At 53.4% G+C, this 6,000-nt stretch carries 5 protein-coding genes; 4 read left to right on the top strand and 1 reads right to left on the bottom strand.

Features of this window, described 5'->3' with window-relative positions:
• The first annotated feature begins 254 nt into the window (after positions 1-254).
• Genes ED901_RS24390 through ED901_RS24405 form a run of 4 tightly spaced genes read left to right on the top strand, consistent with a single transcriptional unit; the run spans position 255 to position 5,134 of the window.
• Positions 255-1,430, top strand: a complete 1,176-nt coding sequence (locus ED901_RS24390) for a Gfo/Idh/MocA family protein (protein WP_122097509.1) — start codon at positions 255-257, stop codon at positions 1,428-1,430.
• A 2-nt stretch (positions 1,431-1,432) separates the two neighbouring features.
• A complete protein-coding gene (locus ED901_RS24395) occupies positions 1,433-2,509 on the top strand; it encodes a Gfo/Idh/MocA family protein (protein WP_122097510.1) in 1,077 nt (358 codons plus the stop codon).
• A 14-nt stretch (positions 2,510-2,523) separates the two neighbouring features.
• Entirely contained in the window at positions 2,524-3,558 is a 1,035-nt protein-coding gene (locus ED901_RS24400) for a Gfo/Idh/MocA family protein (protein WP_122097511.1), read from the top strand.
• A gap of 40 nt (positions 3,559-3,598) precedes the next feature.
• A complete protein-coding gene (locus ED901_RS24405) occupies positions 3,599-5,134 on the top strand; it encodes an MFS transporter (protein ID WP_122097512.1) in 1,536 nt (511 codons plus the stop codon).
• 36 nt (positions 5,135-5,170) lie between these two features.
• On the opposite strand, the gene ED901_RS24410 is transcribed toward ED901_RS24405, so the two are convergent.
• On the bottom strand, positions 5,171-5,692 hold the full coding sequence (locus tag ED901_RS24410; RefSeq protein WP_056774342.1) for a GNAT family N-acetyltransferase: 522 nt from the start codon (positions 5,690-5,692) through the stop codon (positions 5,171-5,173).
• Positions 5,693-6,000 lie beyond the last annotated feature (308 nt).

Below are 6,000 nucleotides of genomic sequence, written 5' to 3' on the forward strand. Positions count from 1 at the left end.
GACTTATTACCACGTGTAACTGTTTGTAATTCATCAGCTATTCATCATCATAGCAAATCCGAAATGCCGCGCTGCAATTCCTGTCACAAATACCGATTGTTGGAAAAAAATGCCATTACTATTCTCTCAGCAATAAGTGTTGCAGCAGATTTTAAGTATTTATCCGCGCCAGATGAAATGACGAAACACGTAAAATCAGTCATTAAATCAGCAAGGTGACGGCTGCCCATCAGTCTGAAATCAGGAATAAAATAATGCTGAAAATAGCGATCGTTGGTACCGGTAATATTTCACATAACCATATTCAGGGATATTTGCAGTTTGCTGACCGTTGTCAGATTGTCGCGCTGGTGGATATTTATCCTGAGAAAGCCGAAGAGAAGAAACGGCATTACGGCCTGACAGAGGCCAAAGTCTATGCCAGCCATCAGGATATTCTCGGCGACCCGGACATTGACGTTTTTGACATCTGTACGCCGCCGTATGTCCATGCGCAAATTTCAATTGATGCGCTGACCGCGGGCAAACATGTGCTGTGTGAAAAGCCGATGGCGGCATCATTACAGGAATGCGATGCGATGATAAGCGCTGCACAGGCGAGCGGCAAAACGTTGTCGATCATTGCCCAGAACCGCTTTACCGATGCGTTCTGGCGGCTGAAAAAAGTCATCGATTCCGGCGAAGCGGGCAAAGTCTGCCATGCGCAGGTGGACTCTTTCTGGTGGCGCGGCCACTCGTATTACGATTTGTGGTGGCGCGGCACCTGGGAAAAAGAGGCGGGTGGTTGCACGCTCAATCACGCTGTTCACCATATCGATGCGATTCAGTGGATGCTGGGTTTCCCGTCGGAAGTGGTCTCGATGATCACCAATGCCGCGCACGACAATGCCGAAGTGGAAGATCTCTCGGCGGCGATTTTCAAATATGACTCCGGTGCGCTGACCCAGTTGACTGCCTCGGTGGTGCATCATGGCGAAGATCAGAAGATGGTGATCCAGGGCGAGCGCGCGCGGATCTCGGCGCCGTGGGACACTTTCGCCAGCATTTCTGCACCTAACGGTTTCCCTGTCGAAGCACGTGATACGGCGCGGGAAAACCGTCTTGATGACATTTATCAGTCCATTCCTGCGCTGACGTACACGCTGCACACCGGTCAGATCGACAATTTCCTCACTGCGCTGGAAACCAAAAGCGCACCGCTGGTCGACGGCGTGCAGGGCAAACGCTCGCTGGAGCTGATTGCCGCGATTTATAAATCCGCCATCACCCGCAGCATTGTGAAGCTGCCGATTTTGCCGTCGGATCCTTTCTATCAGACCGGCGGGCTGGTATCGCTGGCACCGCACTTTTATGAGAAATCCGCCTCCGTGGAAAACTTCGCCAATGAAGAGGCGATCCCGCTGGGCAAAAACATGGATAAAGGAGCCTGAAGATGAGCATTCAAGACGGGATGAACTATGCGCCGGTCGGGAAACCGCAGCCGGTAGTGAAGCCGGGCGAGTTTGTGATCGCGGCGGCGGCGCTGGATCACGGGCATATTTACGGCATGTGTAACGGGCTGATTGAAGCCGGTGCCAGCCTGAAATGGGTTTACGATCCGGATCCGGAAAAGGTGCAAAAATTTGTCAGCCAGTATCCGCAGGTGGCGGTGGCGGATTCGCTGGAAACGATCCTCGCCGACAGAGAAGTTCAGCTGGTGGCGGGCGCGGGCGTGCCTTCTGAACGCTGCGCCCTTGGGCTGAAAGTGATGGAGGCCGGTAAAGATTATTTCACCGATAAAGCACCGCTGACCACGCTGGAACAACTGGCCGCGGCGAAAGCCAAAGTGGCCGCCACCGGGCGAAAATATGCAGTTTATTACAGCGAGCGGCTGCACGTTGAGAGCGCGGTTTTCGCCGGACAACTGGTGCAGGAAGGGGCGATCGGGCGGGTTATCCAGACGCTGGGTACCGGGCCACACCGCGAAGGCGAAGGCCGCCCGGACTGGTTTTACGAACGTGAAAAATTCGGCGGCATTCTGTGTGATATCGGCAGCCATCAGATCGAACAGTTCCTGTTTTATACCGGCAACCGCAACGCCCGCGTGGTCGCCGCGCAGGCGATGAATTTTAACCATCCGGCATCCCCGCGTTTTGAAGATTTCGGCGACGCGATGCTGGAAGGCGACAACGGCGCACGCGGTTATTTCCGCTGCGACTGGTTCACGCCAGACGGTCTGAGCACCTGGGGCGACGGACGTCTGACGCTGCTGGGTACCGAAGGCTACATCGAGATGCGCAAATATGTCGATATCACGCGCGGCGAGCAGGATGTGGTGTATCTGGTGAATCAGCAGGGCGAGTTCCGCTATCCGGTATCAGGAAAAGTGGGCTTCCCGTTCTTCGGCCAGCTGATTCTCGATTGCCTGAATCGCACCGAAAACGCCATGACCCAGGAGCATGCGTTTAAAGCCGCCGAGTTGTGCGTGCGGGCGCAGATGCTGGCAAATCAGGCGGGACAATCGGTGTAATCCGGAGGCGCGTCATGAAAACCATTAATGCGGCCATCATCGGTTGCGGGGCGATTCACACCTGCCATGCCGGGGCGATCCTGCAAAATCCGGCCAGCCGTTTACAGGCCATTGCCGAATGCGATGTTGAAAAAGGCCAGGCGCTGGCGCAGCAGTATCAGTGTGCGTTTTACGCCGATTACGCCGAAATGCTGCGCGATCCGCACATTGACGTGGTGCATATTTGCCTGCCGCATTATCTGCATCAGGAAGCCATTCTCGCCGCACTGGCGGCGGGAAAACACGTGTTTACCGAGAAACCGGCGGTACTCAATCCCGGCGAAATCAAGGCGGTTAAAAAAGCGCTGACCGACTCGGGAAGGCTGCTCGGGGTGTGTTATCAGAACCGGCTTAACCCGTCGAGCCAGAAGATCCACGCGCTGCTGGCAAGCGGCGCGCTGGGCAAAATGCTGAGCATTAAAGCCGTGCTGACCTGGTCACGCGGCGGAACCTACTACAGCCAGAGCCCGTGGCGCGGGCATTTCGCGACCGAAGGCGGCAGTCTGCTGATCAATCAGGCGATCCACACACTGGATCTGATGCAGTGGTTTGGCGGCGGCGTTCGGGCGATAAAAGGGGTGGTGGACAGCCATTTTCTGGGGGAGGTGACCGAGAACGAAGACACCGCCATGGCCAGCCTGATACTGGCGAATGGTGCACGCGGGCTGTTTTATGCCAGCAACTGTCACAGCACCGATTCCCCGCTGCTGCTGGAAATCCACTGTGAAAACGGGCTGCTGCAACTGCACCATAACGCGCTGTGGCTGATCTCAGGAGAAAATAAAACGCTGCTGGTCAGCGATCACAGCCCGGCAGGGCAGGGAAAAAGTTACTGGGGCGACAGCCATCGTCAGGCCATTAATAATTTCACGCACTCTGTCCGGTCTTTCGAGAACAGAAACCTTGAAGATGACAATTATACCTCTCTGGATGAGGCAGATATTTCCCTCAAGATGGTTGAGGCGATTTATCGTTCCTCACAATTAAGACAATGGATCACGCTTGAATAAATAATATTAATAATAACCCTACATTCACAGGATAATAAAAATGAAGCCTACTGAACGCAGAGTCGGTTACGGCACGGCCATAGGTTATGGCGTGACGGATTTATTTGGTGGCGGTGCATTCGCCGTTATTGGTACCTGGCTTTTATTCTTTTATACGACCTATTGTGGATTATCCGTATTAGAGGCCGGGTCAATATTCGCCATTGCCCGCGTCATCGACGCCATACTAAGCCCGATTATGGGCTACATCACCGATAATTTCGCCAACACCTGGCTTGGGAAAAAGTTTGGCCGCCGCCGGTTTTTCCTGCTGATCAGTTCCCCGCTGATGTTCCTGTATGCGCTGGTCTGGGTAACCGACATGAGCTACTGGTATTATCTCGGCACCTATCTGTCTATCGAATTGCTTTCGGCCATGGTGCTGGTGCCGTGGGAGACGCTCTCTTCTGAAATGACCAACCGCTTCAGCGAACGCACCCGCCTGTCTGGCGTACGCATGATCTGCTCCCAGCTCGGTGGCCTGCTGGCGGTGTCGATCCCCGGTGTGATTATGCAATTCACCGGTAAAGATAATCCGATGACGTACACGTATACCGGTATTATTTTCGCCTGTATTTTCTGCGTCGCGGTCTTTACCACCTGGATGTGTACCTGGGAAGCTAAAGACGTGCGGGAAGAGTTTGAGCCGGAACCGCTGGGCGCAAACAGCGGCGGATTGCTGCACCATTTAAAAAGCCTGGCGCTGGATCTTCTTTCCTCCTTTAAAATACGTATGTTCCGCCAGCATATTATTATCTATATTTTCTCTTTTACCGCGCTGGACGTATTTGGTGCCGTCTTTACTTATTACGTGGTGTACGGATTACATCTGAGTGCGTCGGCGGTATCAGGATATTTAACCGTCGCGGCATTAGCCTCCGTGCCTTCCACCTTTATTTTTATGATGCTGCTGGAAAAAATAAATATGTCACCTTCCGGCGCATTACGGCTGGCTTATGGCATTATTTTCTGCGTGCTGGCATTCCTGTTTTATGTGTATATCACCGAAATGACGGTGTCTGTTTTGCTGTTCTCGGCAGTGTTCGCGGTGTTCGGTTTTGCCCGCGCCGGGCTGTATTACATCCCGTGGAACATCTACAGCTTTATTCCCGACGTGGATGAAATCGTCACCAAAAAACGTCGCGAAGGGATATTCGCCGGTGTGATGGTACTGACCCGCAAAAGCACCGTGGCGCTGGCAATTATGCTGATCGGCATCGTGTTGCAGGAGAGCGGTTTCGTCAAAGGGCAGGGTATGCAACCGGTCAGCGCGCTGCATGCGATTATCGGGCTAATGATATTCGCCACCGCCGCACTGCTGGCCGTCAGTTTTTATATGACGTTCAAATTTAAACTGACGCGTGACACCCACAAAACGCTGATCAAAGAGGTGGCGCGTCTGAAACTGGGCGGCGATCTTGCAGACTGCACGCCGGAGTGCCAGAAAGTGATCAAAGACCTGACCGGCTATGAGTACAGTGAAGTCTGGGGCGCAAGTGCCAGGGGAAAAGTGCTACGCAGTGAAGTGGCAGGGTAGCGTCAAAAGGCGGGCAGCGCGGCTGCCCGCTCATGGCTACTGCGCGGGCAAGGTCTGATTTCCGTCTCCCAGTGCGCGCTGCATAAATACGGTATCCAGCCAGCGGCCATGCTTGAACCCCACCGAGTGCAGTGTCCCTTTTATCTGAAAACCGGCCGCGAGATGCAGGTTGATCGACGCGGTATTGTCGCTGTCGCCGACGTTTCCAATCAACTGACGAAAGCCGTGAGTTTCCGCCCAGTCGATGGCGCGGCGAAGCAGCGCCTTACCCGCTCCCCGTTTCTGAAAACCGGGATCAATATAAATAGAATCTTCCAGCGTGAACCGGTACGCGAAACGCTCGCGATAACGGCCAAGATAGCAAAATCCTTTCACTTCCCCTTCATGCAGCACCACCAGCCAAAGCAGACCGGCCTCTTTGATTTTTTTCAGACGGGCGGAGATTTCACTTTGCTCAGGCGGTTGAGTCTCGAACGAGGCCGTTCCGTGAATGACGTGCCAGGCATAAATTTTTTGCATCGCGGGAACATGTTGTTCATCCGCTTCAATAATTTCCATTCTTACTGCTCCGCAGAGGGTGCCAAATCACTACTTTTTGCGTAAACAGGGCCCGAAGGCAAACTGTTTTTGACAGGTATAAGTAAAACGTCTGGATACCCCTGCCGGCCGCAGTTCTGTGTTTATACTTTTTTCTTCTTATCGATACTTTTTTGGTTTTTAAATCACCGTCGGTCCTCCTGTTATAGTCAGTGTCTTTGCACATTAGCGCTTATTTTTTAAGGATAAAGAGTGAAACTGACAACCTCTCATTTTCGGGCCGGAGCCCTGGTTTTGCTGGCGGGTTTACTGCTGGCAGGCTGTGACCA

Origin of the sequence: Rahnella sp. Larv3_ips, assembly GCF_003697865.1 — a bacterium.
Taxonomy (GTDB): Bacteria; Pseudomonadota; Gammaproteobacteria; order Enterobacterales; family Enterobacteriaceae; genus Rahnella; species Rahnella rivi.

Excerpts from the sequence above, each read along its gene's own strand:
- ED901_RS24405 (WP_122097512.1), top strand. The coding sequence starts at position 3,599 with ATGAAGCCTACTGAACGCAGAGTCGGTTACGGCACGGCCATAGGTTAT.
- ED901_RS24395 (WP_122097510.1), top strand. The coding sequence starts at position 1,433 with ATGAGCATTCAAGACGGGATGAACTATGCGCCGGTCGGGAAACCGCAG.
- ED901_RS24390 (WP_122097509.1), top strand. The coding sequence starts at position 255 with ATGCTGAAAATAGCGATCGTTGGTACCGGTAATATTTCACATAACCAT.
- ED901_RS24400 (WP_122097511.1), top strand. The coding sequence starts at position 2,524 with ATGAAAACCATTAATGCGGCCATCATCGGTTGCGGGGCGATTCACACC.
- ED901_RS24410 (WP_056774342.1), bottom strand. The coding sequence starts at position 5,692 with ATGGAAATTATTGAAGCGGATGAACAACATGTTCCCGCGATGCAAAAA.